General features: G+C 60.4%; 31 protein-coding genes. 1 reads left to right on the top strand and 30 read right to left on the bottom strand.

The window, feature by feature from the left end; translation table 11 throughout:
• The first annotated feature begins 11 nt into the window (after nt 1-11).
• Nucleotides 12-371, top strand: coding sequence for a hypothetical protein (locus tag AC3IP0_RS06075; RefSeq protein ID WP_489326911.1), 360 nt, complete (start codon nt 12-14; stop codon nt 369-371).
• On the opposite strand, the gene AC3IP0_RS06070 is transcribed toward AC3IP0_RS06075, so the two are convergent.
• The 30 genes from AC3IP0_RS06070 to AC3IP0_RS05925 all read right to left on the bottom strand — a co-directional run bounded on the left by AC3IP0_RS06070 (nt 340) and on the right by AC3IP0_RS05925 (nt 26,977).
• Complete coding sequence (locus AC3IP0_RS06070) at nt 340-873, bottom strand: lysis system spanin subunit (RefSeq protein ID WP_489326910.1); 534 nt, start codon at nt 871-873, stop codon at nt 340-342. The two genes, AC3IP0_RS06075 and AC3IP0_RS06070, sit on opposite strands and share 32 nt — an antisense overlap.
• Nucleotides 870-1,295, bottom strand: a complete 426-nt coding sequence (locus AC3IP0_RS06065) for a cell wall hydrolase (RefSeq protein ID WP_489326909.1) — start codon at nt 1,293-1,295, stop codon at nt 870-872. The genes AC3IP0_RS06070 and AC3IP0_RS06065 overlap by 4 nt, the downstream gene beginning before the upstream one ends.
• A gap of 72 nt (nt 1,296-1,367) precedes the next feature.
• Nucleotides 1,368-3,533 (bottom strand): hypothetical protein, encoded by a 2,166-nt coding sequence (locus AC3IP0_RS06060; protein ID WP_489326908.1) that lies wholly within the window; start codon nt 3,531-3,533, stop codon nt 1,368-1,370.
• Nucleotides 3,534-3,545: 12 nt separating this feature from the next.
• A complete protein-coding gene (locus tag AC3IP0_RS06055) occupies nt 3,546-6,083 on the bottom strand; it encodes a phage tail protein (RefSeq protein WP_489326907.1) in 2,538 nt (845 codons plus the stop codon).
• On the bottom strand, nt 6,055-6,525 hold the full coding sequence (locus AC3IP0_RS06050; protein WP_489326906.1) for a CHAP domain-containing protein: 471 nt from the start codon (nt 6,523-6,525) through the stop codon (nt 6,055-6,057). The genes AC3IP0_RS06055 and AC3IP0_RS06050 overlap by 29 nt, the downstream gene beginning before the upstream one ends.
• Entirely contained in the window at nt 6,522-7,379 is an 858-nt protein-coding gene (locus AC3IP0_RS06045) for a DUF2163 domain-containing protein (RefSeq protein WP_489326905.1), read from the bottom strand. The genes AC3IP0_RS06050 and AC3IP0_RS06045 overlap by 4 nt, the downstream gene beginning before the upstream one ends.
• Complete coding sequence (locus tag AC3IP0_RS06040) at nt 7,376-8,026, bottom strand: DUF2460 domain-containing protein (RefSeq protein WP_489326904.1); 651 nt, start codon at nt 8,024-8,026, stop codon at nt 7,376-7,378. The genes AC3IP0_RS06045 and AC3IP0_RS06040 overlap by 4 nt, the downstream gene beginning before the upstream one ends.
• 9 nt (nt 8,027-8,035) lie before the next feature.
• Nucleotides 8,036-10,813, bottom strand: coding sequence for a hypothetical protein (locus AC3IP0_RS06035; RefSeq protein ID WP_489326902.1), 2,778 nt, complete (start codon nt 10,811-10,813; stop codon nt 8,036-8,038).
• A gap of 61 nt (nt 10,814-10,874) precedes the next feature.
• Entirely contained in the window at nt 10,875-11,078 is a 204-nt protein-coding gene (locus AC3IP0_RS06030; RefSeq protein ID WP_489326900.1) for a hypothetical protein, read from the bottom strand.
• A gap of 65 nt (nt 11,079-11,143) precedes the next feature.
• The gene (locus AC3IP0_RS06025; RefSeq protein ID WP_489326899.1) at nt 11,144-11,491 is read right to left on the bottom strand and encodes a hypothetical protein; all 348 of its coding nucleotides are present in this window, start codon (nt 11,489-11,491) and stop codon (nt 11,144-11,146) included.
• Nucleotides 11,488-12,243, bottom strand: a complete 756-nt coding sequence (locus tag AC3IP0_RS06020; RefSeq protein WP_489326897.1) for a major tail protein — start codon at nt 12,241-12,243, stop codon at nt 11,488-11,490. Before AC3IP0_RS06020 ends, AC3IP0_RS06025 begins: the two co-directional genes overlap by 4 nt.
• A gap of 10 nt (nt 12,244-12,253) precedes the next feature.
• Nucleotides 12,254-12,706: a hypothetical protein gene (locus tag AC3IP0_RS06015; protein WP_431494831.1), complete on the bottom strand. Its 453-nt coding sequence runs from the start codon at nt 12,704-12,706 to the stop codon at nt 12,254-12,256.
• Nucleotides 12,707-12,711: 5 nt separating this feature from the next.
• Nucleotides 12,712-12,999: a hypothetical protein gene (locus AC3IP0_RS06010; protein WP_489326895.1), complete on the bottom strand. Its 288-nt coding sequence runs from the start codon at nt 12,997-12,999 to the stop codon at nt 12,712-12,714.
• Nucleotides 12,992-13,204, bottom strand: a complete 213-nt coding sequence (locus AC3IP0_RS06005; RefSeq protein ID WP_489326893.1) for a hypothetical protein — start codon at nt 13,202-13,204, stop codon at nt 12,992-12,994. Before AC3IP0_RS06005 ends, AC3IP0_RS06010 begins: the two co-directional genes overlap by 8 nt.
• Nucleotides 13,194-13,442: a hypothetical protein gene (locus AC3IP0_RS06000; protein WP_489326892.1), complete on the bottom strand. Its 249-nt coding sequence runs from the start codon at nt 13,440-13,442 to the stop codon at nt 13,194-13,196. The genes AC3IP0_RS06005 and AC3IP0_RS06000 overlap by 11 nt, the downstream gene beginning before the upstream one ends.
• Before the next feature lie 34 nt (nt 13,443-13,476).
• A complete protein-coding gene (locus tag AC3IP0_RS05995; RefSeq protein WP_489326890.1) occupies nt 13,477-14,421 on the bottom strand; it encodes a Mu-like prophage major head subunit gpT family protein in 945 nt (314 codons plus the stop codon).
• Between the two features lie 53 nt (nt 14,422-14,474).
• Entirely contained in the window at nt 14,475-14,891 is a 417-nt protein-coding gene (locus tag AC3IP0_RS05990) for a hypothetical protein (protein WP_489326888.1), read from the bottom strand.
• A gap of 40 nt (nt 14,892-14,931) precedes the next feature.
• Entirely contained in the window at nt 14,932-16,284 is a 1,353-nt protein-coding gene (locus tag AC3IP0_RS05985) for a S49 family peptidase (RefSeq protein WP_489326886.1), read from the bottom strand.
• Nucleotides 16,285-16,286: 2 nt separating this feature from the next.
• The gene (locus AC3IP0_RS05980) at nt 16,287-17,897 is read right to left on the bottom strand and encodes a phage portal protein (protein ID WP_489326884.1); all 1,611 of its coding nucleotides are present in this window, start codon (nt 17,895-17,897) and stop codon (nt 16,287-16,289) included.
• Nucleotides 17,894-18,115, bottom strand: coding sequence for a DUF6148 family protein (locus AC3IP0_RS05975; RefSeq protein ID WP_085715656.1), 222 nt, complete (start codon nt 18,113-18,115; stop codon nt 17,894-17,896). The genes AC3IP0_RS05980 and AC3IP0_RS05975 overlap by 4 nt, the downstream gene beginning before the upstream one ends.
• Nucleotides 18,116-18,118: 3 nt before the next feature.
• Nucleotides 18,119-20,200, bottom strand: a complete 2,082-nt coding sequence (locus tag AC3IP0_RS05970; protein ID WP_489326881.1) for a phage terminase large subunit family protein — start codon at nt 20,198-20,200, stop codon at nt 18,119-18,121.
• Nucleotides 20,163-20,657, bottom strand: a complete 495-nt coding sequence (locus AC3IP0_RS05965) for a hypothetical protein (RefSeq protein WP_489326879.1) — start codon at nt 20,655-20,657, stop codon at nt 20,163-20,165. Before AC3IP0_RS05965 ends, AC3IP0_RS05970 begins: the two co-directional genes overlap by 38 nt.
• 179 nt (nt 20,658-20,836) lie before the next feature.
• Entirely contained in the window at nt 20,837-21,553 is a 717-nt protein-coding gene (locus tag AC3IP0_RS05960) for a hypothetical protein (protein ID WP_489326877.1), read from the bottom strand.
• Nucleotides 21,554-21,592: 39 nt separating this feature from the next.
• Nucleotides 21,593-21,883 (bottom strand): phage holin family protein, encoded by a 291-nt coding sequence (locus tag AC3IP0_RS05955; RefSeq protein ID WP_489326875.1) that lies wholly within the window; start codon nt 21,881-21,883, stop codon nt 21,593-21,595.
• A complete protein-coding gene (locus AC3IP0_RS05950) occupies nt 21,876-22,229 on the bottom strand; it encodes a putative holin (protein ID WP_110963210.1) in 354 nt (117 codons plus the stop codon). Before AC3IP0_RS05950 ends, AC3IP0_RS05955 begins: the two co-directional genes overlap by 8 nt.
• A 189-nt stretch (nt 22,230-22,418) precedes the next feature.
• On the bottom strand, nt 22,419-22,901 hold the full coding sequence (locus AC3IP0_RS05945; RefSeq protein ID WP_489326873.1) for a hypothetical protein: 483 nt from the start codon (nt 22,899-22,901) through the stop codon (nt 22,419-22,421).
• Between the two features lie 328 nt (nt 22,902-23,229).
• Complete coding sequence (locus tag AC3IP0_RS05940) at nt 23,230-25,926, bottom strand: DUF5906 domain-containing protein (RefSeq protein WP_489326871.1); 2,697 nt, start codon at nt 25,924-25,926, stop codon at nt 23,230-23,232.
• Entirely contained in the window at nt 25,923-26,129 is a 207-nt protein-coding gene (locus AC3IP0_RS05935; protein WP_008048893.1) for a TraR/DksA C4-type zinc finger protein, read from the bottom strand. Before AC3IP0_RS05935 ends, AC3IP0_RS05940 begins: the two co-directional genes overlap by 4 nt.
• A complete protein-coding gene (locus tag AC3IP0_RS05930; RefSeq protein WP_008048886.1) occupies nt 26,122-26,610 on the bottom strand; it encodes a phage regulatory CII family protein in 489 nt (162 codons plus the stop codon). Before AC3IP0_RS05930 ends, AC3IP0_RS05935 begins: the two co-directional genes overlap by 8 nt.
• Before the next feature lie 139 nt (nt 26,611-26,749).
• Nucleotides 26,750-26,977 carry a transcriptional regulator gene (locus tag AC3IP0_RS05925; protein ID WP_160388883.1) on the bottom strand — a complete coding sequence of 76 codons (228 nt, stop codon included), beginning with the start codon at nt 26,975-26,977 and terminating at the stop codon, nt 26,750-26,752.
• Nucleotides 26,978-26,995: the final 18 nt, after the last annotated feature.

Raw genomic sequence — 26,995 nt, 5'->3', positions numbered from 1 at the left:
AAGGTGTGACCGTGGACCCGTACGAAACCGAAGACACCTCAGACTGGCTCGGCTGCCCGACTCCGCTCGAAACCTGCCAGCATCAACTCCGGATGTATGAGAACGAATTTGAGGAACTGACTCTGCAGCTGCGCCAGGCCAGGGAAAAAATCTTCAAGTTGGTCGAGATGCACACCGAAGCGGTAGGTGAACGCGATGCGCTACGCTCACAGTTGGCCACAACCAAGGCCGAGGTTTCCCGTCTCCGCGTCGAAAACTCTGAGTTATCCGGGACAGTCCGCAGCCTTATGCTCGTTTCTGATCAGCGAGATCATTTGTTTCGAGAGAACCAGAAACTGCTCATGGAGAAACGGGAGCAGAGGACACAATAGCTCGCACATGGGCTTGGCATGCCGCCAGCGCTATCAGTCCTTGGTCGCCGGCGTCGGTGATACCGATAATTCGTTGAGCATGCGCTGGGTCAAGTTGGGCTCTTGCGGCGCCATGAACCACGCCGCCGGCGCCGGTATTGGCTGACACTGAACAGCCACTGGCTGAATCCGAAGTGTCGAGGAGGACTGACAACCGCAGATCAGCAGTGGCAAGGCGATCGCGCAGGCGAGCCTGTTTCGTTTGAGCATCGCTCAGTTCCTGGTAATGAGTTTGTTCACTGGCCGACAGCCGCTGCTCGAGAGCGAGACGTTTGTCCTGTTCGGTCCGTTGCGCGGTGGTGGCGGCATTGCTGATGGTGTTCAGGTCGGACTGGTGCAGCCCGTCCTGCTCGGCCAGTTTCTTACCGTAACGCCAGTCCTGCATCTTCCACACGCCACCGGCGGTGGCCAGCACCAACAGCAGAACGCCAGCCAGTGCGACTTTCAGTGCGGCGGGGCTCATGGAACGTCCTTGAAAAAGATGTGATGGCCGAGCCTCAACGTCTCCTTGGCGCCTTTCACCCAGACCGGTGGCTTGGACATGGTGGTCGCGTAGTAATGCGTGGCGCCGCCGGTCGGATCCGGCACCTTTCCATCGATCACCTGGTCAGCGGCAATCCGCGCCTGGGCGAGCTCGCGGAACGGAATCTTTCTCGCACCACTCAGGTAGGCGAAGTTCGGATCGTTCCTGTTCCAGCAACTGAACTGGTAGGGCTTCTGGCACACGCCGGCATAGCCCTCCCCCCACCACGACTTGTCTTTGCCGTCGTGTACACGGTTGCGGATGGTACAGGCCACGGCAATCTGGCCGGCCAGGGATTCGCCGCGCGCCTCCCCCCACAACGTGCGGGCGAGGATGTCGCGGTCTTTATCGGATACGGTCATTACGTTTCTCCAGGCATTAAAAAACCCGCTCGAAGGCGGGTCTGGGGTGCGGCTATTCAGTCAGCGGTGGTGTTAAACGAAGTCCATCGGGATTAACTCGGCATAACAATTGAGCAGATCCAGTGGCCCGGCAGCGTTATGCCGAACCTGAAACGTCCAGGACTGACCAGGAACGCCGGTGGCCAGGTAGCTCACACTGAAACGATCGGTATCCGGGTTGATACCTCGCAGAAAGGTTTGCCCGGCCACCGTGACGTTCGCATTGTTGACGATGATGGTGCTGACCGTTTTTGCCGCTCCGTTCACCGCCAGCGCCCCGTTCACAACGATCAGCATGCGTGTACAACCGGCTGGCATTGTCAGCAACGTTGGCGCACTGAGGGTGAAGCCACCGACGTTATCCTCAATGACCGTGTCAAATTGAACCGGTGTCACGGCAAAGGCGTTCGGGATCGACTGCACAGCCGCACGGCGCAGACTGACGCGTTTTGCTCCAGCCAGATATGGCCGCAACCCTGAAGGGATTCGCCCATACCCCAGCCCGCCATCCGGGTTAACCGATGATGGGACCCTGATGTCTACGTGGAAGAAGTTGTAAGCCTTGTTCCCTGTCGCCGCTTCCCACGCAGCCATGTAGGCCGGAATATTGAAAGAACTCGGATTTACGATGTACGGGACTTCGGCCGGACCGAGAACATCTCGAATGATGATGTTTTGCGGAACATGCCCATCAAGAATAACGATGCCAGAGTCGGACACTCCACCAGGCCCGGCGAAGGCCCAGCCGCCTTGAATATCCACCATACTCCCCAGGAACGGGTAAGTGGTGTCTGCCGGTTTCAGGTGGTTAACGATGGCCATCCCGCCGTCTTCCCCGCCAAAACGCGATCCTCGCGACTCAACCGAGCCCCAGTTGTCGATCCACCGCGGATGAGACACGCGCCCTGCCCCAACGCCCATGGTTGGCACGCCAAACATGTTGCGCAGGATCAGGCGAGCATGCCCTGTCGTGCCGCCGTTGTTCACAAACGCTCCACCGTTGGGAGTGAAGTTGGCTTTGTCCAGGTAACACCAGGTGTTGTCGAAAAGAGCCGAGTCACAGACGTTGTTGATGATGCCGTTGCACCGCAGGAACCGGGTATCTTTCACGGACAAGTTGGCCGACATGTGCTGATACACGCCGCCAGACGTATAAGTGTGCAGGGGCTTGGAAAGACTCAGGTGATGTTCATTATGCTCAAGCTGAAACAGTGCACTGTCAGAATTAGCGTTGTGCATACTGAGTTGATGACGGCCACCGACAAAGATGAAACCTGAAACCTTCCACTGATAAGCCTCGCCGGCAAAAATATCCCGATTCGGGTCGGTCTGGGTGATGATCGACCCCTCACCCTCACAGTCGAAGTAAGCAGGAACCGCCGGCGTTCTGCTGATGGTGTAGTCGCCACGCCGAATAATAACGCGCGGTGTCGTAGCCGCGTACGAACTCGGCAGGCCCGCAAAGGTGATCAGTCGACTGGTCGTCTTGTTCGGAATATCAGCGACCATATTTTCGAACTGGACGGTATCGTCAGCGCCACCAGGAACATAGTCGGCCAGCTCAATTTCGCGCTGAACCTTGCTGTAGAGACTGCGCACAACGGTGTTGACGCCCGGAGCCTTGATCGCAACATTCTCAGCGCCCTGAGCACTCATCAGAACCTGACGAAGTGCGATGTCGCCCACAGCAGTAAGCTTCAGCTTATCTGTTGTCCAGGTTCCGGTGAGCGTCAGTGGGAGCAAGGCCTGATTGGCAACCCGGTAAAGTTCGCCGTCACGTTGCACCAACTGGGTTTGGCGCTGGACAACTACGCCCCCGGCATAGGCGAGAAAAACACTTTCATAACCCGAGTGCTGCAGCAAATTATCGAAATCATCTCTCGCCTGATCTAGAACCTGATCGATTTCCCCTCGAACCTGCTCTACGGCTGTAGCCACATCCACAGTCGAAATATCGACCAGCATCGGCGCGACATAGCCATAACGACTGATGCGAATATCGATGCGGTTGGTCGTCGAATAGAAGAACACCCGGGCGTTGGCATCAGCGCGCAAGGGGTTCTCAAGTGGAACGGCACCAGCCGAATCCGAAAACAAGACGGCGCGGGTCTGAGTACCATGGGCGAACACATCCACGGTTGCATCAGGCAATAGGGCACCGTCTTCGGCTCTTGCGGCGAAGAACTGAATGGGTTGCATAGTTGTTCTCTGTCAGGTCGTAAAGGTTATCGCCGGAGCGAAATTGAGTTGCGAGCGAACGCTGCTCCAGGTGTCATAAGCGGCAGCGCGCAAGTAGTAGGTCGTACCCGGCGCCAGGCCCGTGATCTGGCCGGCGACCGAAGCGCCCTGATAGCCAACGGTCCCCGAAATCGTCGGATCGAAGCCCGACACAGTTGAATAGACGTACATATAGCCTGCCGCGTCCGGGGCCGAGCTGGTGGCGCAGCTCACGTTCGCTGTGGTGCCCGTCACCGTTGCGGCAACGCCACTGACTGCCGGCGGCGCCGTATTGGTTACCACCACAGCCGTCACCGCCGCATTGCCCGCCGAGTTCCGCTCGATGACTTCCACGCGATAGCTTCGAACCAAAGCACCGTCCACCAGGGCGTCAGCGCGTTGATAAGTGAACGTCGTGCTGGTGGTGACGACTTCGCGCAGCAAGGCGTTGTTCGAAGCGTTGCGGATCCTGATGATGCGATCGGTGGCATTGCTCCCGGCGGTCCAGCTCACCGCGAAATACGGTGCCTCGAATGCGCCGACCAGCTGCAAACCTTGCGCCGCAGTGGGCACTACCCGGGCCGGGTTGAGGGTGATGCTGAAGGCCGTCACGTCGGCCAGATCCTGCAGGGCACGCCCGAACACGTTGAATGAGCGGAACTTCACCCATACTGTTTTGCCGATCTGATCGACCGTGTAGCTGTACTTCCAGAGCGCATCATCAAGGCGAACGAACGGGGCGCCGACCGGATGACTGAGCACGGAGGATCTGAGGCGCCCCCGTCGCAGGTACTGCAGGTTGTAAGCCCCGGCACCTGTCAGCGTTGCATCGCGATAGCTGATCAACTCACCGTTGACCCAGCACAACGTGGCCCCGCTGTCGGCCTCGGTGGTCGTTGCGGCCGTGAGCTGGCCAGCGGCTGACAACTGCACCGACAGAGCATTGGTGACGTCAGGATCCACCCCAGTAGGAAGCGGCGCGGCGAGCTGGCCAATTCGGGAGCGACCGTAAATGCTTTCGACCATCCGATAGCTGTCGCCATCCGCGCTGATCCAGACTTCACAGCCCCCCCAGTTTTCGTCGGCACCGGCCACCGCGCCCCAGACCTGTGTCTCACCGGGCAGCAACAGACTGTCGGGCGGGTTGAAGATTATCGGGACCATCACCGGGCCGGGATCGGCGTTCTGATTGCCCTGATATCCGGCCTTGCTTTGTACCGGGTAGCTCGGCGCACTGCCGATCCCCAGCAGGGCATCTTCGGCCACAACCGAAAGCTTGCCGTCCTCGTCTTCCTCGATCGACATCAGCCGGACCAGCCGGCGATCGATGTTCAGCCCGGGGTCAGTCACGGTGACCAGATCCATCGGTTCTAGCAGCACATGCTGCCAGCCCAGGGAAAACTGGTATTCGTTACGGACATACAGCTTGCGCTGGACCAGCAACTGGGCCGCGTGCGAGGCGATCGCCGTGCTGCAGATCTCGTAAGCCTTGATGGTGTCCATCGGCCGGGAGCCGAACTGCTCAATGGCCGCCTGGTCCACACCGCGCACCACGTCGGTGTTGTACTCATGATCACGATCAAGGATCTCCAGCGACACTTCGTTGTAGCTGTCGGCCTGGCTCTTGATCTTGAGCTGAATCGGCGGCGTCCCTTCTTCTGCGAGAAAGTCATCATCGGTCAGATCCGCCACCGGGGTGATATTCGGGTACCAGGTGACACCGTTGCCGGTGACAACCTGGTCACCGAAGGGGATAACCTTCATTTTCCCCGCCGACCAGACCACCTCACTGTTGGTCAACTGCAGCCAACGGGTAATGGCGTCGCTGGCCTCCGCCTGCTCATCGAGTACCGGACTGAGCAGCAGGTTTTCTGCCAAGCAGTAATCCCGATAACTGCTCATGTCGTCGATCCACTGCGGATCAAACCCCACACCATCGAGCGGGTCCATCAACAACGCCGGCAAGAAAAGCCCCGGGTTGGCGTCAGGCAATCCCGACACCTGGTAGGGACCATCAACTTCGAAGGTGTGGTTCTGCACCCCGGCGTTATCGTTGAGCAGGTATCGCGGCGAATATACATACGCCGTGCTCGAGTACGCGATCGCCTCGGCCGGATGCTTGGTTGCAAGGTAGCCCCAGACCGGCTGATCGGGCGAGCCGGTCATAAAGCTAAATCCGATCTGGGCCAGGGACGACTGTACGGCACCCCCTACCACCTTTTCCTCGAACACTTCCTTGTCACGGAAGATCCGGCGGACCGCGCTGAGCGAGCCCCGGCCGATCGCCAGAATGAGCGCTGCATAGTAGGTGTAGGTTGTGTCCTTCTGGGTCGCACCGCCGCCGCCCTTGCCGCCGGTCTTGGTCTTGGTCGTCTTGGCGACAGCCTCGAAGTCGGTGTAGTAGATCAGGTTGGGGCTGATGCGATTGCGCCCGGCCATCCAGGCGATCGGCTTGCCAGCCGCACTGCTCTGGATCTGCATGGCGTTGATGCGTGTGGCGCTGTTAGAGATCGTTGTGCTGCTGCCCCCCATCGCTGCCTCCGTAATTATCAAGTGTGTAATAGCGCACCGGCCGGCAAACAAAACGTTCTTCGCGCATGTCGGCAATTTCAACGCCGATATCGCGATAGGCATGGATGATCCGGCGATCATCGATGACCACCGCGGCGTGGCTGTAGGTGCGACCGAATTTCCAGATCGCGACGTCCCCGGGCTGGGGGCTTTCGACCTCATGGCCGTACTCGTCCAGCCAGCCCAGGTACAGCTCCTGACTTCGATGCAGGTGCCAGTCCTGCGCGTAGGCGCCCGGGTCGATCCGCGGCATCAGGCCAGCCGAATGAAACACCTCGATCAGCAACCAGGCGCAGTCGACTCCCACACCGTGGAGGTGCTGTCGGTGCTGGTAGGGTGTGCCGAGCCAATGCCGGGACTCGGCCAGCACCGCGTCACGCTGTAGCTGCTCCTGCTCAGTCATATGGACGTCTCCGCGACGGGGATGAAGGGCATGCCGCGATAGCGACCGCGGTTACCGAACTTGTTCGTGCAGGCATCCAGCGTGCGTGGGCAACCTGGATAAATCAGGAACTGATCCCCGGGTGCCGGTACCGCTGGCAGACCCAGGATCAGACTGACCACGCCATCCCCCGCCTGGCGCCGCACCGTGCGCGCAACGCCGGCATTCCCGCCGTTCACAAAACGGATAACGCCCTGATCAAACCAGCCACTGGCTGCGGAGAGATTGGTATGAATGCGCAGCGCCGTGGTGTCCGCCAACACCTGGCCAGCCGTCTCGAATAGCGAACGGTTCACCCCGCAATCCGCGCTGTACACCGTGCGCAGGCAGCCGGGCTGGTAGACGCCTTTGGGCACCTTGGTATCCAGCAACTCCAACGGTGACTTGACCTCGACGGTGGCCTGCTCGCGGTCCGCTTCGACCCCGGCCACTCGACCGATGAAACGCATCACGGTACCGACCACAGATCCGCCCCAATCCGGCATAAACGCCCGAGCGAGTGTCAGGGAAGCACCGTCAAAACCACCGCCGGCAATGAACGCAAGTACCGGCTCGCCCAGAAGCGTGTCATCCACGCCGGCATAAAAGGTCACGCTCAAGGTGTCGACCTCAATACCTCGAACGATCCGCACGCCAGTACGCTTGATCAGCGGGCCGGAGGCCGAGTAGTTCACACCGCCGGCATAGATCTGGATGCCGGCGTCGGTGTAGCGCAGCACCTGCCCGCTGGCCAGGGTAATGGTGTACAAGTCAGCCATCACGAAGCTGCGCGCCGTGGCCAAAAACTGCTGCAATTGGGGACTGGCTGCGATCATGGTTTGATGCTCGTGAAGGAGATGTTTTTCATTTCCCAGATCTTTCCGAATGGCTGCGCGCTATCCAGTGCATCTGAGTCGTAGGCACAACGGAAGAAGAATGCCCCTGTCCATTCCAGCGGCGCGCCGCTGGCCGGTGCATGGGCAAAGGTGATTTGCCCCAATTCATCGACGGTAAAGCCCGTCGCCAGCACGCCGGCAACGCTCAACCGCTCGATGTTGACGACGCCATAAATCGGCTCGACCCAATTGCCAATGGCCCGGGACAGTTGAAAGGTTCGGGTAATGCCGTCGCCGGTACCGAACCGGTGCTTGTTCACCTGGTGATCGGTGCGATCAAAGAACAGGAACTCGCCAAACTGCCCTTTTCGTTCGTTGAAGAAATTCAAGATCCGCGACCACTCGTCCAGACCTGGCCGCTTGCGAATCGCGTTGTAGTTCATCTGGAACGTCCACAGCGGCGCCGAGTAATACGCTGTCGTTCGGCGCCGACCGCTCACCGACTTCTGAACACCCGTACTCCACTCCGGCGCCTTCTTCGCCAGTAACGTTTGCCCGGGCAAATGCGGCAACACGTCATCGGCCATCACACCGCGGTCCGGAAAACCCGCAATCCAGCGTGCCGGGAAAAATGGCCCTAAAAGCATGATTACCCCTTATGCCTTGATGGCACCGTTGCGCTTGAGCTTCTGCATTTCCTCGGCGAACACTCGAGCGTTTCGACGAATGTCCGAGGGCGTCAGACGGCCGCTGTTATCGTGGTAGTGGTACCCGCCTCCACCGCCCCCCAGTTGGCCTTCACCATTCGCCGCCTGGCGGATAACGTTGGCGTACTGCTTGGGCAGAACCATTTCCTGTTCGTGAAGTTGGGTCATCGGGTTGGTACCCGCCGGGATGTCGTAGCCGCCTTCGGCAGACGCCACGTTCTTGACCAGCCCGAACACAAACGCACCGGCCGCAGCGGCCGCGGCCACGCCCAGCACAGGGCCGATGATTGGAATCGCCGACATCGCCGCGAAGGCACCGGCCATGGCCTGCCAGGCACTGGCGATGATGTTCTTGATCGTTGCCGCGCCCCAGATCGCGACTGACATCGCCGCTCCGCCCGCCTCAGCCGCGGTTCGCACGCCAACACCGGTAACCGTTGCGCCGGTTTTCGCCGTTTCGCCGAAAATCCAGGCCATCAATGGCTTGGTCACCATGTTCTCGATGAACGCGCCACCGATGCTGCTGAACAACCCAGTCATCAGCCCGCGGGCGTTCATGGTGCCGGTCAAGATTCCATTCATCGCGCCGGACCAGCTCCCGCGCAAACTATCGACCATGCCTGTCCAGTTACTCTGGGACTCGATCGTCTGCTGGCGACCGATGACGGCCAGGCTGTTACGGTGGTTCTGCTCCAAGGTTTGAATCTGCTGCTGGACCTGCTGCAGGGCGACCGGGTTGCGGTCAGGGTCCTGCTCGAGCAATGCCTTGCGCTGGACCAGCGCCTGGGCCTCGATCGCATACCGTTGTTTTTCGAACTCCGCCTGGGCCTGCAGCAGTTGCCCCTGAGTGATCAGATTGGCCTGCAGATCCAGTTGCGCCATCTGCTCCGCATGGGAAACGTCTGCCAGCCGGGCCTGCTGGTCGGCGCCGAACTGTTGCTGCTTCATGTTGGTGATCTGTTGCTGTTTCTCCCGCTCGATCGCAACCACCTCGGAGGCCGCCCGCTGGTACTCCTGAGAGTCCTGGCCATAGAGCAACCGGCTACGATCCAACGCCTGCTGAGCAATTTGCAACCGAGCGTCCATGTTGTGGCGGTACTGCTGGGCCTGGGCTTGCAGATCGGCAAACGCCTTGCCTTCGTCCTGACGGCGAAGCCCGTTCAAGGCGCCCAGGTAGTTGCGTTGCACGGTGAGCCGTTCGGAGGCGCTGAGGTCAGTCCGTTTCAGGATGCCCTGCCAGTAGTCCATTTCCTGCTGTTGCGAGAACTTCAGAAACGTCCCCTGCTCCGACTGCTGCTGCGCGTGCGCGACCTTCTGCGCATCCAGCGCTTCAGACCACTGGCTGACCCGGGACTTTGCAGGTCCCGTCGGCGCGGTCGGCGTGTCCGGGTTCGCCGCCGGCGGTGTTGTGGTTTGAATCAGGCTTTTGCGATGTTCGACGGCAGCGGCGTAGGCCTGTTCAAGCTTGGTCAGGCGGGCGATCTCAATGCCATAGGCGGTGGGAGCGACGCGCCCTTGCTGGGGAGCCTTGGTCAGCGCGGTGTCACCGCTCGCCGCCATCTCCGCGACCTTGGCTCGCTGCGCCTCGATTCGCGCCAGGCGCGAGCGCATGCCGGCGTCTACCTGATCGATCTTCGTAGAGGTCAGCTGCATGCTTTCCAGCAAGAGGCGCTCTTCCTGTAGTGAGCCCTCGAGCTGGGCCTTACCACCGCCACCCCGGGCGCCTTTGTTACCAACGTTCTCCAGCATCGTTTCCATGCGGGCGATGTTGGCGGCCACTTCCTCGACCGTGACGCCGGTCCCACTCATGGATTTGAGCAGGTTGTTGAACCAGCTGGCCGTTTCAGCCAGGTGCTTGTTCAGGCTGATGAAAGCCGGTTCGAGAATGGTCCCGATGGTGACCTTGAGTTCATTGCTCCTCGAGTCGAGCTCGGCCTGACTCCCGGTCAGCCCTTCGGCGGCCTTCTTCGCATTGCCGACCTGGGCCTCGGTCTCTTTCATGATCCCGTTGTATTCGGCCTGGATCTTCTGCGAATCGCTCAGCTTGTCACGCGTCGTGCCAACGCTCTTGGCGTACTCGTCCCACATTTTCGCAACGTTTTTCGTTACCCCGGCGTTGTCGACCAGCACCGAGTTTTCGTTCTTCAAACCCTCGGTCGCGGTCACCACCGCTTCGGACATGCTGAGGCTGGCTTGCCGGTTGAATGCCGCAGCATCCTTCAGGCGGTTGATAACCGACACCGCCTGATCGACGCTGTACCCGCGGCTCAGCAGGTTCTGCAGCGCCTTGGCCGCATCCCCGACGCTGACCAGGCCATCGGCGGCCAGTTTGTTGGCCTCATCCATGGCACGGCCGATACCGACGCCGGCATGGTTGGCCACCGCTTCCAAGCCGCGATAGGCCGCCTGCTGCTCGACCGCCGCATCCTTGCTGTCACTGACCATCTGGCCGAGCTTGAAAGCGCCGAGCCCAAACACGCCCAGAATGCCCGCGGCTACCCCGCCCAGCCCTGAGCGCATAACAGTGGCGACGCCAGCAAAGGCATCATTCACCGCCGGACCAAACTTTCCGATCTGGGCCTGACTCCCCACCATATCCGTGTTGATGGCCCGCAATTCACGGCTGAGCGTGGTGCGGGCATCACGCATATTGCGCTCGATGCTTTCGACTGCGCGGTCAAAACCCTGGGTGCCGGCAGTGAACTGGTACGCGATATTTCTATCCATGCCGGACACTCACTGTGCAAGAAATGAAAAACTCCGCCGAGGCGGAGTTCTATTGATGGTGTTACTGGAGCGGCGCGGCTGGCACGACAAAGGCATCCAGCGCGCCCCGCAAATGCGGCGGTAGTTCGTCGCGCATATCGGCTGCCAGTGCCGCCATGTTGGCTGCCAGGTCAGGTGCAGCCCCCTCCGACTGCGTGGGCTTGTATCCCAGATACCCGGCAACCAGCACATGTACAGGCGGATGGTGATGCCAGTAGTCGGTCATGTGCCCAACCATGACCATGTCCCAGTCACGCCGCAGCGTGACCGGGCTCTGACCGGTACTGGCGATCAGGTGTGCGTAGAGCTGGCCCCAGTCGAAGGGGCCACCACTTCCCCCGGTGCCGTATCCTGGACTTCCATGCCCGAGGCGTTCATCACCGCATCGAGGGCATCCCGCATGTTTCGCAGGTCCAACAAAGCGGCAACCTCGCCGCGTTCGATCTCGGGATAGTTACGACGCAATGCCGCATGCGTCGCATCGATCACGGTCGCGACGCCATCCTTGTCCATGTTGCCCGCCATCACCGAGTTGATGCGGTCCAGCAACTGTTCCAGATCACCGAGCGCCAGCGGTGGAATCACCAACACCTTCCCGGGAAACGCGAATTCGACACCCGGTATATTCACGACCGTCATTCGCTGGCACTCCAGTACGCGACCTCACCAAACTCATCGGCGTAGCCGGTGAACTCAAAGTCAGGGATGGTGTAGTCGTCCTGCTTGGTGCCGAGACCCAGCTTGTTGCTGACGAAATTCGGCACACGCACATAGATCGATTTGCCCTTGTACTTCAGGTACAGCTCACCCTGAAATACCGGCATATCGCCCATGGGCAAGTTGCGAACCGACAGGCTCTTGCCCGTCGAAACCGAGTAGCGGTAGTCGATAAACACCGGTACATCGACATCGGCCGCCGCGAAGCTGTACTCGCCCGTCGAAGCGTTGTAGGTGTACTGACCGACTGTAGGAGCGCTCAGCACCCGCTCGAAAGGCACGGCGCCGCCGCCGCGCACACCAAGATCACCCGCCAACAGACCACCAACAGGCGGCGTGACAGTGATCTTGCCGCCGACAGGCACAGGGGTCGGCGTGGTCGCGTGATGCACCAGCACCTGACCGGGCTGCAGGTTCTGGCCGAACACCAGGGCATTCCACTGCGAGAGGCTGATCTGCGCGGCTTTGGCCTTGCCGGACAGCTTGCCCTGACCGCGCGCGGCGTCGACCGCGAACTGCTCGCTACCGAACAATTCCTTGGAGTCATACGACAGATCGACCGAAGCTTCCTGCATGATGCCGAGCAGGATGGGGGTCGGTGAGGCCAGCGAGTTGCCATAGGCGTCCATCAGCGGGGTGGCATAAAACAACCCGCTGCCGAATGCAATTTGCATAATGTGTTCCTCAGTAAAAGGTAGGACCGGACGTCAGGTCGCCGGTGTTGCACAGGTAGGTGAAGCGGTAACGCACCATGCAGTTACCGGCTGTGTTGTCCCCGTCTTCCTCGATCCAATCGATGTAGAAGCGTTGAACCCGGTCCGCCTCAACAAACGCATCCTCGGCCAGCAGGACGGCATGAACCGCGACCTTGACCAGATCGGCAACCTGGTCCCAGGCCTCACCGGTGGTGGTGTTCTCCCGCGCCAGAATTTCAACTGACAGTTCGAACTGGTTGCGGTCCACCGAGTGGCTTTCGCGCTCGGTGGTTTCCAGGTCAGGATGCAGCACGATGGCCGGGGTCATGCCCCGCGTCAGCGCTTCAGTACGGCTGCGAAACACCCGGTCGCCGGCCAACGTATCGGCAGCCAAAATCAGCGCCTTCGCCTTTTCGACGATGCGTTCTTGAATCGAGGGCATGGGATTTAAACCTTGGTGAGAGAGGCCAGACTGAAAGCGCCGTCATCGATCATGCGGCGATCGCGCACCCTGAAAGTGACGCCACCGACGGTGATCAACTTGGGATTGTTGATGCCAAGGCGTTCAGCCTCGGCGGTGATAACCAGGATCTCGTAGCTGGTGGATTGACTGTTCAACCCACCCATTCCAACGATCTCGTCGGGCATATCTCGGGCCGCCAGAAAGGGTTGACCATCGATCTCCCCTCCCACGTCGAAATCTTCCAGGAAGCCCGCGAGATCCTCGTTAAGCACTGCCGCCCTCCTTGGCCTGAGCGTTTTTACGAGGGGCGCTTTCCTGAACTGGCTGGGCGACGGCTTCCACTTTCACCTCCACCAGCTGGTGACGAAAGCGTTCGGCAACGTCGGCCGGCAGTTCAATCTGGCCACCGAGTGCGGTGACCTTGTCGCCCGGGCCGCGAAAGGCCCCGGACACGACGGTGTAGGTCTTATTCGCCATCGTTGCCCCCGGCTACTTTCTCGACCTTACTCACGCGCTGCGCCAGCGCCTTGTCCGGTTCGCCAGGGATAACGATCACCTCCCCCGCCTTGAACTGAACGGCATCCAAAATGATGTAGCGCCCCTTCTTGCCCGCGATCGCCTCCAGGCTGTGCGCACGCGCAGCGGCCTGGGCAGCGGTCAGGATCAACTCACCGCTGTACAGCGTGATGGGCTGATCAACGTGATACTTCGGCATATCAATGTCCTCGATGACGTGTAGGCCCGCGGGCTTACACCAGTTGGTTCAGGACGGCGTACTGCCAGCGACCGAAGCCAACGTTGCGCCAGGTGTCGACACCGTACTGGTGGGCATCATTGTCGAACTCGTACTCCGAGCCTTCGGCCTTGGCCTTCATCACCACATCGGTTTCCTGCTGACGAATGAACGCTTTCAGGCGACCGTCGGTACGCAGGGTGACGAACTTGTCGGTCCAGGCGTTGAGGCGAACGTTGCCCACCACGCGCACCACGACGTTGTCCGGCATGACGATTTCGCTGATGTTGGTACCGCGCGGAACGCTCAACGCTGCTTGGGCAACGCTCAGCAGATTGAACGGCACCATCACCAAAAACTCGCGAGCCAGTTCGTTGATTGGCTCGCCCTGATCGTCCTTCAGGCTGGTCAGTTGAGTGACCGACTTGGCCACGGCCTGCTGAAATTCCTCAACGCTCGGGGCAGTCGGTGTGCCGTGCACCGTGGCCGGCAGGCTGGCAATGGTCGTGGTGATCTTGTTGGACTGGACACCGCTTTGGCCTTCCTGGTGGTCGGTGTCGAAGTAATACTGCCCGTCGTAGCAGACTTGGCTCTCGCCGTTGAGCAGCAGCACCGACAACAGGCGGGCCCAGTGCGCGTTGGTACGGTCGGCCAGTTCGCCCAGACGGATGCGTAGTTGACCGGTTTTGTCGCGGCGCAGTTCTTTGACCAGGACTTCGATCGTCGCTTCAAAGTGCAGATTCTCGATTTCGAGGTCAGCACTGTTGAAACCCTTGGCATGGCGCCCGCCGATCCATTCACGCAGGGTTGGCACCATGCCGATCCATGGATAGGTTTCTTTGGCCTGGTCGGAGTCGAACAGGTTGGAGACTGCATCGATCCAGGTATTGCCAACATTTTGTTCGAGCAGCTCGTAAAACGTACCGATCACGGCACGACTGGACAGTACTTCAGTACCCATGGGTGATTCTCCCGAGGAAGGATGAATTGGAAAAAATGGAGTTGCGCGGGGTGTTACGGAGCGACCGGAATGGCCTGAGCAGCGAACTTGACGATGCCAATGCCGCCACTGACGAAGCGGTGCACATGGCCGACACGGCTATTACCAGCCGCGGTCAACACGAAGGTGCCGCTGTCACTGGCGTAGACAGCCTTGCCGATGTCCGTGATCGCCAGTGCAGTGACGGCGAGCTGAACCTTGCCGTGCTCACGTGTGCGGACACGGATCGCGCCGGCGCCGCCGATGCGGTTGTCAGCGCCACGATCAGCAAAGCCGGCAAACAGATCACCAGCGGCGAGCGGTCGAGCCAGGCCGCTGGCGGCAACAATGCCGATCGCCGAGCCTTCGAAGATTTGAGCGGCGCCGGCAACGGGCAATTCGTTGATATCCCCCGTCTCGTAAGCGCGTGGGGTGTCGAGTGTAAGTGGCATAGGATTCTCCAGGGCCAGGGGTTAGAGGATTACCAGGTACTTACTTTTTTAGGACCTTGATCAGGCCTTTTTCGGAAGCCCGGCGATAGCCGTGGTAGGCCTCGAAGGTTCCGAATTCAGCGCGCAATTCCTTGTCGCTGTCCCACGTTGCTTTGGCGCGCTCTTCCAGCGGAGCGTCCGGATCTTCCTTGGTAGCCGCTGGAGCCGCTGGCGGTGTAGCGACACCCGGTACGGGCTCGGCAGCACTGCCGCGGATATCGGCCAGTGCGTTTGCGCGCTTCGATTTCTCGGCACCGATCACCTGCGCGGCAGCTTCGGCACCGCTGGTTTTGCCATCGAACTTGAGGCTGGCAATCAATTCTTCATGGCCCGGCAATCCAGCCGCCTCAACAGCCTTGATGCGGTCACACTCAGCACGGGCACCGGCTGCGTGTGCGTCATGTTCCAGGCTCGCCAGCAGCTCGGCATGGTTCGCAGCCAGGTACTCGCGGGTGATGGCCGGCTTTTCAATCGTTGGGGTCGGTGCGGTGCTGCTGCTTGGCGTGTTCATGGATAGATCTCCAGAAGAGCTGCCGTTGAATTCGGCGATAAGGTTTTCAAGGGTGGATTCACGGTCAGCCATGCCCAGTTCAACGGCATCGGAACCAATCCGCATGTCGCCCTGGCCGAAGTCGGCCAGCACGGTTTCAACACTGAGGCCGCGATAGTTGGCGACGTCCTCGACAAAGATGTCGGTCAATCGATCGACATGGGCCTGGGCCTGCGCACGGCCTGACTCGGTGCCGAAGTCCGGGCGTTTTTTGGGGCTCTGGCTGCTGACGATCTCGAAACTGCCGTCGTCGCCGTTTTTCTGCACCGTCAACACAGTGCCAATGGAGCCGACCGCGCCGGTGCGGCTCATGACGATTTCATGGGCCGCCGCGGCCATCCAGTAACCGGCGCTGGCTGCGTTGCCGGAGACGTAGGCCACCACCCGTTTGGGCGAGGCGCGGATCATTTGGCCGAACTCCGCGATGCCGCTGGCAATACCGCCGGGCGTATCCATCACCAGGATGATGGTGTCGGTTCGCGGGTCGTCCACCGCCGTGGTGAACTCCTTGGCCAGCACGTCCAGCGAGGTCGCACCCGACAGTGCTGTAAAGAGATTGGCGTAGCGGAACACCGGGCCGGTGACGGGCAACAACGCCACGTTGCCGCGCTGTGTCACCGTTCGAGTGTTCTGCAAGGGCTTGCCTTGCCGAGCCTCCAAGGCTTCTGGCCCTTCATTTTCGCGGCGGGCGATGGCGGTGATGGTCTGCAGCATGTCCGGGGTGATGGCCCAGGGCTCGCGTGACACCAGGTCGAACGCCGTCACCCGGTGCACCGGAGGTGCATCGGTTGGGTTGTCGCTCATAGTTATGTCCGTTCAGGAAGGTCGGGGTTTACGGCAGGCTCATTTTCCGGGCGCGCTGTTGGCGTGGCAGAAAGACCATCGTCAAGGCGGCGCTTTACCTCCAGCGCCCGCTGTTCGTGGTTTTCTTCCCAATCGCTGCCGTCATAGAGCATCGATTCCTTCGCCAGCGTGCTGATGCCGATATCAATACGCTTTTCCGCGGCGTTGACGTCTTTCAGCGGGTCCACCGTGCCCGGGCCATCCCCGACCCACAGCGAGCCGCAATAGGCATACCGCAATAACGGGTGGTCGAAAAAGCCCGGCGCTTCGACATCACCCTGCGCCACGGCCTCTTCCAGCCAATGCTCGTACACCGGCTGGCAGAAGTTGTGCCCCAAGAAGTCGCGACATCCCCGCACAAACTGCCAAGCCTCCATCACGGCAGCCCGGGCCGCCGTATAGCTGGCCGTGAAGTGCTTGATCAGCACCTCATAAGGCAGCTCCAGGGCCATACCGATCTGGCGCAGCATGGCCAGCACGAAAGGATCAAAGGCCATGTTCGGCCGCCCCGGTGCGGCGGTGTCGATGGAGGCGCCGTCGTCCAGCTCGGCGACGATGCCGCCGCTGAGCGAACCGTCCCAGCCACCAGAAGCGCGCCCTGCCGGACTGTCGCCGCCGACCGGCGTATTGCCCGTCGCGGCCGAGGCCAAAGGGCTGAGCTGGCCACCATTGCCGGGCTTGATGAACACCGCGAAAAACGCCGACACCACCGCCGCTTCCAACTCGGCATCGGTATAGCGATCAAGTTGCTTGAGCTTCTCGATCACCGGTGCCAGATATGGCACCCCGCGGGGCTGACCGACACGACGGCGCCGGTACAGGTGCAGCAGCACCCGGCCACCCCGCTCATTGAAGAAGGGACGCTCATCCCATTTGCGCTCCTTCACACCCAACGCACCCGGATGGCTGCGCAGGATATGCGCCTTGACGGGCGCCCCGTCCGCATCCCGTTCAATACCCGCGGTGAGTAATTCGGTGTCGGCCTTGCCGTCCGGGTTGCAGACCCGATCGCCCTCGATCAGTTGAATGCACGCTGAGTAGTGATGGCCAGGTTGAACTTTGTGCGTCAGCAGCGGGAACACATCCCCGCTGCTCAACACCGACCGCCATGCCAGCTCCTGCAGGCCGTAAAAGTTCTGCTCTCGCGTGATGTCGCAGCAGTTGGTTTCAGCCCAGGACTTGAACAGCGATTCGGTATTGCGCTGCCAGTTGCGGGCCTGCTCTTCATCCCACCCGAGGATCTGCCGATTGACCACCGACTTGAGGGCCAGACCGGTACCGACCGTTTTCGTCGTCACCGTGTTGATCGCGCCGCCGCCGATGGGGTTGTTGCGCTCCAGGTCACGACAGCGCTCGCGCAGCGTGGGCAAGTCAGGCAGCAGGTCCGCCGCAGCACTGCCCGCCGTAGGATTCCAGGCACTCAACGAGCGCTTGGCCTTGGAGGCGCCGGTGTAACCACCCAACGCGGTCATCGTCATCCGGGCATGCATCCGCTTGGCACCACGCTCCGGACTGATCCAACTGATGGCCTTGTCCAGCAGCGTCGGTTCAGGTGCTTTCGGTGCGCGGCTCATAACGGCGTGATCCCACGCAGCGTTATACCCCGAGGCCGCCCGCTGGCCAGCCGATCAACCTGGCCTTGCCAGTAGTCGATCATCCGCGTGATTTCAGCGGCATCGGCATATTCCAGCTGCCGGGTGCCGATGCGATAGCTCTGTTTTTGGCTTACCTTGATGCTTGCGTCGAGCCACGCTTGAAGCTGGCTCTGCGCCTGTTCCAGTGTGATGGCCATGGATTAATTCCTGCGTTGGGAGAGCACACGCATTGCACTGCGGCGCCCAGAAATAACTCTCCCGCCAGGTGGCGGGAGTTCAGGTGGTTCAACAGGTGCGGCCGGCGCCGGTTGTTCAACTGCTGCAGCAGGCCCAGGATCTGGATCGTGAGCCGGCTCAATCGCCGGGGGTGCATCGAAGAAAAGCGCCCCCTGCCGAATCTGGGCATCAAGCGCCGCCCAGTCGTGCTCTTGCAGCAGGTGAGTTTTCAGCGATCTGGCCGCGTGCAGTGCGTATGTTTCGCAGTCGGTGGCTTCGTTCGGCTCACCGGCCTTTTTCTGCCACACCTTGCGGTAATGATGCCGGCGGCTGGGGGCTTTCACTTCCGCCGTGATCTGCCGCCAGTAGTCCGGCCGCACCGTCTTGTAGAAGTGCATGCGGCCCGGGCCGTCTCCAGCCAGCGGCAAACGCCCCTCAATCCAGAGGTCCTTGGCTCGCGAAGTGCCGACGATGTAAGGGCGCAGGCCGTACTTCGAGGCCTTCTGCTCTTTGTCGGTGTCCACCCCCTGCCGCGGCGCGCTGAAGATTTCTTTTCGTTCATCATCCCGGCTGTTGCCTCGCTCGCTGGCCCCCTTGATCGCCATAACGCCGCGTTGTTGATGCTTACGGCAAAACGCATAGGCCGCGTCCTGGGTGACGGTACCGTCCGAGGTGTCGAGTGACACAGCGAGCACCTTCAACTTGGCGCCGCAGGCGTGGGTGATGGGAGCAAACAGCAGTTTCTCCAGGTCCAGCCACACACCCTGATCGGGCAACACCACTTCTCCGTAGATCTCGCCCCAATAGAGCAACCAGGACTCCTCCCCGCGGCCCCAAGCCCGCATGACAACCGCGAGGCGGTCATGCTGGACGTCCACTCCGGCCGTGACCACCAAGCCACCCATCGGCACGAACAGTTCGGGGTAGTCCTCGGCCCGCTCTGCCAGTTTGTCCGCTTCCGGCAGGTCGGATTTGTACTCGTAGGCCCGGCCCTGTTTCTGATTGACGAACTTGATCAGCAGCGACAGGTTGCCCATCGAGGCCTGGTGCTCGGCGTTGAGTTTCTCGCGCACGATATCGGCCAGGCTGGTGCCCGGCAGGCAGGCGTAGAGCTCGTTCAGTTCAATGAAACCGGCACGCCCGGCAAAGGGTTTGGTCGGCACCCAGCCGCAGTTCGGGTCACCGGCATCAATGGCGTTGAACACCGTGTTGCGGATGTTCTCCTTGCGCTGGTAGTCGTCCCAGATTTCCCCGCAGTGCGGGCAGGCATAGCCCGCTGTCGCCGGATCCGCACGCCCGTAGATTTCATGGGGCTGGGCTTCCTCCTCGATGTCGAGCCACTTGATGTGCGCGAAGTCCAGCACATGAGCTTGGCCGCAGGTGTGGCAGATGATCGGCAACACCCGGCAATCGGTCTGGGCCAAGCGCGCCTCGGTCTTGCTCGCGCCCTTGATCGCTGGCGTACCACCCACCAGCATTTTCGAGCCGGGGTAACGTTTGCCACGCTCTTCGAGCAGGGCGATCGCATCACCCTGCCCCTTCACATCGTCGCTGGTATCGTCTGGCTCCTCGACCACCGACAGGCCGACAGACGAAGTGGATTTGACGTTGCCGGGAGAGTTGGATGCCACCAGCTTGAGGAACCCGCCCGGAAAGGTCTTATGGTCCCAGCGGTTGCCGGAGGTGCGACTGACGTCGACCGGCATCAGCTTCGCCACTTCCGTGTTCGCCGTGACACCGAACTTGAGCTTTTCGTCGTGGAAGTTTTTGCCGTCCTTTTCCTTGGCAAACAGGATCATGATCGGACGCGGCAGGTTATGAATGAACTTGAACAGGTAGCCGATCAGGAACCAGGTCCAGCCGATCTGCGCCGCCTTCATCAGGTCAACTTCGCTGACCCGCGGATCATCCAGGGCAGCGGCAACGCCGAGAAAGTAAGGCGTGTACTGGAAGTCGTAGAGCCCGTGCAACACGCCGCTCTCCGAGGGCAGGTAAAACTCGGTACTCAGGTAATGCGCGGTCGGAATGTCACGCGGCGGGTTGAACTTCCCCGCTGCTGCCAACAAGCTCCGCGCCAAGTTTTCGCGCGTAGCCTGCAATTCGCTCGGTTGTAGGTCCAGCAACTTTGGCCACCACTGTTCGATCAATCGTGAGTTTCTGCACGTTTTCGATTTCCTGAATAATTCGCTCAAGGCCACCCAGGTATTCCCGGTTTGCGAAGCTGGCCCAGTCGGACAGCACCCGCTCAGCCTCACCGGCGGAGATCAATGAGCGCAGTTTTTCGTGATAGGCCAGCCGGCCGTTTGCCGCCTTCTGCTGCAAGTCATCGATCCGCGCTCTGTTGAGCTGTTCAAGCTGGCTGCCTCCGCGCCCCGCAGCTTTTCCCCGCAGGTCGCGGATGTAAGCCGTGCGGATCTCGTCGAGGGACGCCGTCTGCCCGTCCAGGCTCAACCCCTTGAGCACATCGCGGGCATTACGCTCACTCATGTCCAGGTGTTCGGCGATTTCACGTTGGGTTGGCATGGTCTGGTCCTGTTGCTGACAGGGAAGCGGAACCCCCTATGTCAGGTTGAATCTGCAAAAAAGTCGGGGTTCGAATTACCCCATTCTCAGGATCGCCCGGAAGGACCCATTGATCAGGGCAACATGGCCCTGCCCCACGCCCAAACCACCCCAACGCCGGGAGAAATCGAGGCCCGCCGTCATCCCCGGCCCATCTCGCGAGCCAATGCTCGTCGAAACAGTGGTTCGAACTCGGCAGCCGCCACGCGATTGGCCACACCGTAGAAGTCGAAGCGCCGCCGATAGGTCGGACGCTTGACGAAGATTAGGATGGGCCGCGCCCCGCTGCCGATGCGCTGCCAGATGCCCAGCGGCCCGGCGCCGTTGCCTGGGCGACCAACGAAGTAGTCAGGGGCATTACGATTACGTCGTTTACTGCGCGCCGTGCGGTTGGCCATGAACCCTGATACCCGCTCGGCGGCGCCCAGCGCTGACAGTATCTGCACGATCTGGCCTCGGCTGATGTTGCCATTGCCATCCATTCGAGCCCGCCGACCTGGTACCGCATACATGTCGGCAGGCATCAGGCCATAGTGGATCAGCGCCTTTTCGAACCGCTTGTGCGGACGATTGCCTCCGTCCATATGCACCGGCAAATACTTCGACGCGGGAACGCCCGCGCTGCCTTCATCCCTGACCCACGTGCGGGCGAACAACCGGGTGGCTGTGGCACTGCGCTTATAGACGGAGTTCAAGGTCCAGCGGGTGGGACGATCAAACACCCGTGCCATCTCGGCCTTCTCGGCGAGCTGTACCCGTTCAGCGGTGAACGTCAGTGCCTTGGCCGCAGCCGTTGGCACCTTGTTGCGGGCCAGCCCGCGCATGTCACGCACGATCTTGTCGATGTTGTCACGCATCTCAAGCCGCATCATTGCCAACCCCCTCAGCGATCACCATCAACCAACTTTCCAGACACGAGCCAAATTACCCGCGCTCTGGCAGACAGATCCAACGAATACCGAAAGGATGATCACCAACGGCCAGGAGTTATGCGGCATCACAAGTTGACCCTTGCCGATGTACACCACGACCGAACCTGCCGCGACCATTACCAGCCAGGCAAGACAACTCATGCTTCGGCGAAACCGGGCGCCGCGGCGGCGGAAAGTAAACAGCCGGACAAACAACGCCATGCACAACCAAAACGTCACTTGCGTGAGAACCAGCGGCACCAGTTGACTATCCATCCTGCCTCCCTTGCTGATCAGCAATGAGGCCGCGCCGCTTGATGACGGCCAGTGCGACGGTGACAACCACAACCGAAGCACCGAACGCCGCCGGCCCGGTGAACTTAAAGGGCCTGACGCCGAACAACTCAACCTCGGCCATGCCAGGGGCGAACATGTAACCCATCACGAAAGACACGAGCAGAAACAGCACCCGCTTCCATACTGGCAATTCCTCAGTCGTGGTGAAGAAGACCAACGAGCCAGCCAAGGCGCCGATCACCGCGAGCATATCCACGCCCGCCAGCAGGCCAGTTGCAGCCAATCCCACACCACCGGCCACGACAACAGTTGCCGGCTCGCTCATGCTGATTCTCCATTGCAGACACCCATCGGGCCGAAAATAAAAACCCCGCCGAAGCGGGGATAGGTGACCGGCTCAGGGAGGGCCGGGTGAAGCTGCACAGCACGTGCGAGGTCAGCGCCAAGGCGCAAATTCCATATCGTGGGGACTTTTTACCCCCTGAGTACGGAACCGAAAAGGGGCCATTTTCGGTTAACCAACTCGACGCAACTTTGACGCAACTTTGAGGAGACTTTGAGGCAAAACGCCCCGACCAGCGGTAAGCCACTTACGGGCATCGGCGCGCTCGGTCAGCACCTCCAACAGTCGCACATGCAGACTGTGTACCTGGTCGTAGTAAGTCTGCTTTGCTCGGGACTCCAACCCCAGCAGATGCAACTGCATCAGCCAGGTCGGCGCCGGATCATCGCCATATCGCAAGCCAGCCAAACACGACAACCGCTCACCCCGCTTATCCTGCCGGGAGATCTCTGACAAAGCGGCAGCGATCTCTTGTGCAACTGCATCAGGCCCTGCTCCAGCGCCGAGGATGACTCGGGACCCGGGCGTGCCGCGTGGTGCGCAACCACCCCATTCCATGATCGTTGCCATTGGGCTACCCATGCCGCCACTTTCGCCATTGAGTCGAAGTTGCTCGCCCCAGTGCTTCAGCAGTACTTCCATTGCCTCGATCATCGCCCTACTCCCCCGAAAACCGAACCCGACACAAAAAATACCAAACCCGACACAAACCCAACACAGATAGAACCCTTTAAAATCAACAGCTTTAATCGAGTTGTGTTTAGTGTGTTGGGTTTGTTGGGTATTTCTGTCCTCGCATGAAGAAAATAATCAGCCGTAGGAAACCGAACATTGAACGTCACGCATGCGCGCACGCGTAGCGAAACCCAACACACCCAACACAAAGCCCGCAAACCGCCGAAAATGAAGGCTCCAATCTGTGTGGGGTAACTGAAATCAACCCAACACACACCCGACACACCCAACACACTTTTAGAGGTAGTCATGCGGCAGCCGCCTTGATGTGGTCCCAGCTGTCCACATGCCAGCCCGCGAGCTTCGCCTTGGCCCGCCAATTTTCGACCTGCTTGCCCAGCTCGGCCGCCTTCAGTGATGGGGGCGGGGAAGCGTCCGGATCGACAGGAAAGAAGAACGCGCCAAAGCGCCGGTTGTTGCCGTCGGTCCAGGGAATGGCGCGGGTTTTATCGACCTCGGAACTGATGAACAGCGAGAACTTCGTCTGACTCATCACATGCTCTTTATTGCGCTGGCACCATTCGAGGAACAGTGAATAAAGATCAGTCGACAGACACGGTCCCCAAAGCCCCTGACCCAGCTCGCTGTACTTCCACAAATGCAGGAACGTCTGCCATCCAGCCCGACTCAAGGCCACCAGGCGCTCACGGGCATCCGTCGAGGGTGGTCGCGTCCGCTGGTTGAAGTCGCCCAGGTCGATCGACAACAACCAACCGTACAGCGCCGCAACACCACCCTGTTCCAGCTCCCGCCCGATCGCCTTTTGCCGCTCGACCGGCAAGGTTTCCATGGGCCACATCACCAGCATCCGTCGGTCACTGTCGCTGATCGGCCATGGCAAAATTTCGTTGCTCAGGAACACCGCGTTCATATGGTTGGCTTCCTCCCAACCGTTGATGAACTTCGACTCCATACGCACTGTCTTGCCGGTGATCAGGTGCTTGATCTTGCCCACCTGGTTGTAGCGCTGATCGCGACTCACGACCTCTTCAAATACCGACCACAATTTGCGACTTTGCCAGGCGTTGAAGTTGCTCTCCAGCTGCGTCTGGCCGACCGTGGCCGCGTACTGGCCGTACAACATGCCCAGTGCATCCGCGAACAGCAGGCTTTTGCCAGAGCCCTCCATGATCGAGTGCATCAGCACGGCGGTGTCCATCTTGGCACCCAAGTGCTGCAACGGGTACGCTAGCCAGCGGGTCAGCCATTGAGCCGCAGCTTCATCGTGGTTGCACAAAAACGAAATCAGCCAGCGCAGGTTAACGCAGGCTTCGTCATCCCTGACCGGTTCGAGCGGCAGGCCATCAAAGGTGTTGATGTACACCGCTGGATCCTTGCTCATGGTCGGATCAAAAACGATATGTTCGACATCCACGGTGCGCCGTTCACTGCTGTTCAGCCACAGGGGATACGTGTCGCCCAGCGCCATCTTCACCGCGCCCTCGGCAATCCGTCGCTTCTTTTCCCGATCCCAGACGTCCTTGGTGCCGTCGATGTACACGTAACGGTCTGTCGGCGGCATGCCGAACGCACCGCCCTTCTTGCCCGCCATGCGCCGCGCTTGCTCAATGTCGCGGACATGATCATCTGCAATCAACCGTTTGCCCGTGTCATCCAGCCAAGCCTTGGCGAGCGGCTTGCCCACCCGAGCTTCGAAGGCGGCCTTCTTCATCACCCGCGACTGATCGCAGTCCCACACTTGCGTGGTGCCCTCGACCAGCGCAAAACGTCGCAATAGCTGGTCAAGCGTGAGCGAGTCCCCCGCGCCCCCGTCAGGAGCCGGAGCGGCCTCGCTGACTTCGTCGGCGCCGGGGCTCGGCTCGCACTGGTCACCAGATGGGGTCGGGGGAAGGTCACGCGGATCAGGCCGCGAGGAATGCTGCATACCCATCATGCGAGCAGCGTCCTTCACCGCCTTCGACTGGTCCCCGCCGTGCTCGAGCAAACAGAACACCTCAAAAGCGTCGTTCTGATGCCCGTTCGCAAGTGGATCGGCACCATGGTGCGAATAGACTTTGCCCTCACTGATGGTCACGCCGGGCAACCCGGTGCTGCTCTGCGGGTAAAGCCACTTGCTGCCTCGCTTGATGTATCCGTGGCTACGCAGCAGCTCCTCAATGTCGTGGCAGCGGTTGAACTCATCAATTACCGACGGGCGCTGGCCCACCGCGGCTGCTGGGCGCTTGGCAACTTTCGCCGGTGGCGTGGTCGGCTTGATCGCCCAAGGGCATGCTGCTTCAGCATCGCGTTTAAAGAAGTCCCAGTTTTGCCAGACAGAAAGCAACTCATCGGTCAGCGTTGGCAATCCGTCCGCAGCGCTGGGCGGGGTTCTCCAGGTGTAAGGCTTGCCGGTACCCGGATGAATCGAAGGCGGGAACACGTCCTGTACCAGGCCAGCACGCAGTTCGAACACCGTGAAGCGCTTGTACTCTTCGGCCTTCGTGCGCGCCGCAACCTCCCCGACGCCATCGCCCTGCTCTTTCGCAGCCTTGGCTTTATCCATCAAGCCTTTGTGAATCGAACCGTCAGGGTCTTTTTCATTCGGCCACGAGAGAGAATGCCGGGTCAGCTCAATGCCTTCCGGCAGCTTGAACAGCACGCGAAAGCGCGCAGGGTTCCCCACAATGGTCGGGTACACCAACGCCATAGCATCCAGATCGACACCCAGCAGCTCATACAGCACATGCCGCGTCCACTGAACGTCGTCGACGTCCAGCGAGCAGACACGGCTCGGCCCAAGGACGACGCCGAGGTTGTGATTAGGGTTTCGTTGCCAGAATGCTTCAGCGGTGGCGGCATCGGTAATGTAGCCGCCCGGTTTGTTCCACCCCAAGCCCTTTGGGGCTTTTTCACCTGGCTCGATTGATACCAGGGCGAGATCGAAAGTGTTGATGTAACGTTTTGCCCATGTGGCGATGGCTATTCCTTTGGCCGGTTCAGTCATCGCCGAGCCTCCCGCAACCCCTGACAGTCAACACAGGTTTGGCAACCCTCAATCGACTGTTGCCGGCGTAACGGGATAGGCTCGTCGCAATCGGCACAGAACTGCGCGCTCACGCGATTCGAAGGAACACGGCGACTGCGCTGAAGAGCAACGTCGAGCAGGTATTGTGCCTGGTCATTAGCACGATCGATTTCGTCAGCCATGGTTGCGATCCTCCATCGCCTGGCGGGCACCCGCCATGATGCCGAGGATTTCGCGAATCACGTCCATGCCGCGCTGCTCCAGGTCTACGACCTCGCGCAGCTCCCAGACATTGTCGGCTGCGCCGTCGTGCATCGCCGCCACAAACTCCCCTGTCTCACCGAGCAACTTGCCAACAGCTTTCAGGGCATCGCGAGTTGCCGGTACTGGCACCGGGCGATACCACACGGCACCCGCTGGACGCATCAATGCGTCAAGCAAACGTGAGTCACCGGTCAGCCGGATCACTTCCTCAAGCTCATCAGGGTTCAGCCAGCGGCGCTCTTCATCGAGTTTGAGTTTCTTCTGGAGGGTGTCGTTGTCCAACACCATGTCAAAGGCAAGGGCGGTGATTCCGCCCTTGTAATCACGACCAGCGCGGTAAATAGCCTGGCGCAAAGGAAGGACCGGACCCGCGTCCGGCAAAAGATCTGTTCGACTCATAACCGTAAATCCCCTGTTTACGGTGTAGCCATAAGATGGGGCAAACCCTATCCTACGACCACGACCGATGTGCATGTGCTGTGTGTCGTCGTCGCTGGGCTGGGGGATTCTTTGGTGAGAGGCCCCAGCCCGGCACTTTTTAAGCAGCTTTGGAACCGCGAAGGTAAGCCCAGTCAATGTCTGCACGGAGTTGCTCGCAAGTGACTGAACCCGCCGACTCTCGCTCGATACCGACCGCCAACGCAGCGCCAGCCCGACGGTTGCCGTAAGCGACCTGCTTCAACTGGCCAACTGACGTGCCGCAACGGCCCGCGAATGCATCCAGCGCGGCTTTATCAAGACTCTTCAAATACTCGTGCAAGGTCATATGCACCTCCTTCTGAAT

The sequence above is a fragment of the Pseudomonas sp. GL_103 genome, assembly GCF_057835175.1.
This window is presented reverse-complemented; position numbering and strand designations above follow the sequence as displayed.

Coding starts and splice junctions, on each gene's coding strand:
- AC3IP0_RS06025 (WP_489326899.1), bottom strand. CDS start 11,491: ATGACGGTCGTGAATATACCGGGTGTCGAATTCGCGTTTCCCGGGAAG.
- AC3IP0_RS05995 (WP_489326890.1), bottom strand. CDS start 14,421: ATGGGTACTGAAGTACTGTCCAGTCGTGCCGTGATCGGTACGTTTTAC.
- AC3IP0_RS05965 (WP_489326879.1), bottom strand. CDS start 20,657: ATGCCAACCCAACGTGAAATCGCCGAACACCTGGACATGAGTGAGCGT.
- AC3IP0_RS05945 (WP_489326873.1), bottom strand. CDS start 22,901: ATGATCGAGGCAATGGAAGTACTGCTGAAGCACTGGGGCGAGCAACTT.
- AC3IP0_RS05990 (WP_489326888.1), bottom strand. CDS start 14,891: ATGCCACTTACACTCGACACCCCACGCGCTTACGAGACGGGGGATATC.
- AC3IP0_RS06055 (WP_489326907.1), bottom strand. CDS start 6,083: ATGGGGGGCAGCAGCACAACGATCTCTAACAGCGCCACACGCATCAAC.
- AC3IP0_RS06015 (WP_431494831.1), bottom strand. CDS start 12,706: ATGCCCTCGATTCAAGAACGCATCGTCGAAAAGGCGAAGGCGCTGATT.
- AC3IP0_RS05950 (WP_110963210.1), bottom strand. CDS start 22,229: ATGAGCGAGCCGGCAACTGTTGTCGTGGCCGGTGGTGTGGGATTGGCT.
- AC3IP0_RS06035 (WP_489326902.1), bottom strand. CDS start 10,813: ATGGATAGAAATATCGCGTACCAGTTCACTGCCGGCACCCAGGGTTTT.
- AC3IP0_RS05940 (WP_489326871.1), bottom strand. CDS start 25,926: ATGACTGAACCGGCCAAAGGAATAGCCATCGCCACATGGGCAAAACGT.
- AC3IP0_RS06030 (WP_489326900.1), bottom strand. CDS start 11,078: ATGACCGACTACTGGCATCACCATCCGCCTGTACATGTGCTGGTTGCC.
- AC3IP0_RS06045 (WP_489326905.1), bottom strand. CDS start 7,379: ATGATCGCAGCCAGTCCCCAATTGCAGCAGTTTTTGGCCACGGCGCGC.
- AC3IP0_RS06070 (WP_489326910.1), bottom strand. CDS start 873: ATGAGCCCCGCCGCACTGAAAGTCGCACTGGCTGGCGTTCTGCTGTTG.
- AC3IP0_RS05975 (WP_085715656.1), bottom strand. CDS start 18,115: ATGGCCATCACACTGGAACAGGCGCAGAGCCAGCTTCAAGCGTGGCTC.
- AC3IP0_RS05980 (WP_489326884.1), bottom strand. CDS start 17,897: ATGAGCCGCGCACCGAAAGCACCTGAACCGACGCTGCTGGACAAGGCC.
- AC3IP0_RS06005 (WP_489326893.1), bottom strand. CDS start 13,204: ATGGCGAATAAGACCTACACCGTCGTGTCCGGGGCCTTTCGCGGCCCG.
- AC3IP0_RS06000 (WP_489326892.1), bottom strand. CDS start 13,442: ATGCCGAAGTATCACGTTGATCAGCCCATCACGCTGTACAGCGGTGAG.
- AC3IP0_RS05960 (WP_489326877.1), bottom strand. CDS start 21,553: ATGCGTGACAACATCGACAAGATCGTGCGTGACATGCGCGGGCTGGCC.
- AC3IP0_RS06065 (WP_489326909.1), bottom strand. CDS start 1,295: ATGACCGTATCCGATAAAGACCGCGACATCCTCGCCCGCACGTTGTGG.
- AC3IP0_RS05930 (WP_008048886.1), bottom strand. CDS start 26,610: ATGAGTCGAACAGATCTTTTGCCGGACGCGGGTCCGGTCCTTCCTTTG.
- AC3IP0_RS05935 (WP_008048893.1), bottom strand. CDS start 26,129: ATGGCTGACGAAATCGATCGTGCTAATGACCAGGCACAATACCTGCTC.
- AC3IP0_RS06060 (WP_489326908.1), bottom strand. CDS start 3,533: ATGCAACCCATTCAGTTCTTCGCCGCAAGAGCCGAAGACGGTGCCCTA.
- AC3IP0_RS05985 (WP_489326886.1), bottom strand. CDS start 16,284: ATGAGCGACAACCCAACCGATGCACCTCCGGTGCACCGGGTGACGGCG.
- AC3IP0_RS06040 (WP_489326904.1), bottom strand. CDS start 8,026: ATGCTTTTAGGGCCATTTTTCCCGGCACGCTGGATTGCGGGTTTTCCG.
- AC3IP0_RS06020 (WP_489326897.1), bottom strand. CDS start 12,243: ATGCAAATTGCATTCGGCAGCGGGTTGTTTTATGCCACCCCGCTGATG.
- AC3IP0_RS06050 (WP_489326906.1), bottom strand. CDS start 6,525: ATGACTGAGCAGGAGCAGCTACAGCGTGACGCGGTGCTGGCCGAGTCC.
- AC3IP0_RS05955 (WP_489326875.1), bottom strand. CDS start 21,883: ATGGATAGTCAACTGGTGCCGCTGGTTCTCACGCAAGTGACGTTTTGG.
- AC3IP0_RS05925 (WP_160388883.1), bottom strand. CDS start 26,977: ATGACCTTGCACGAGTATTTGAAGAGTCTTGATAAAGCCGCGCTGGAT.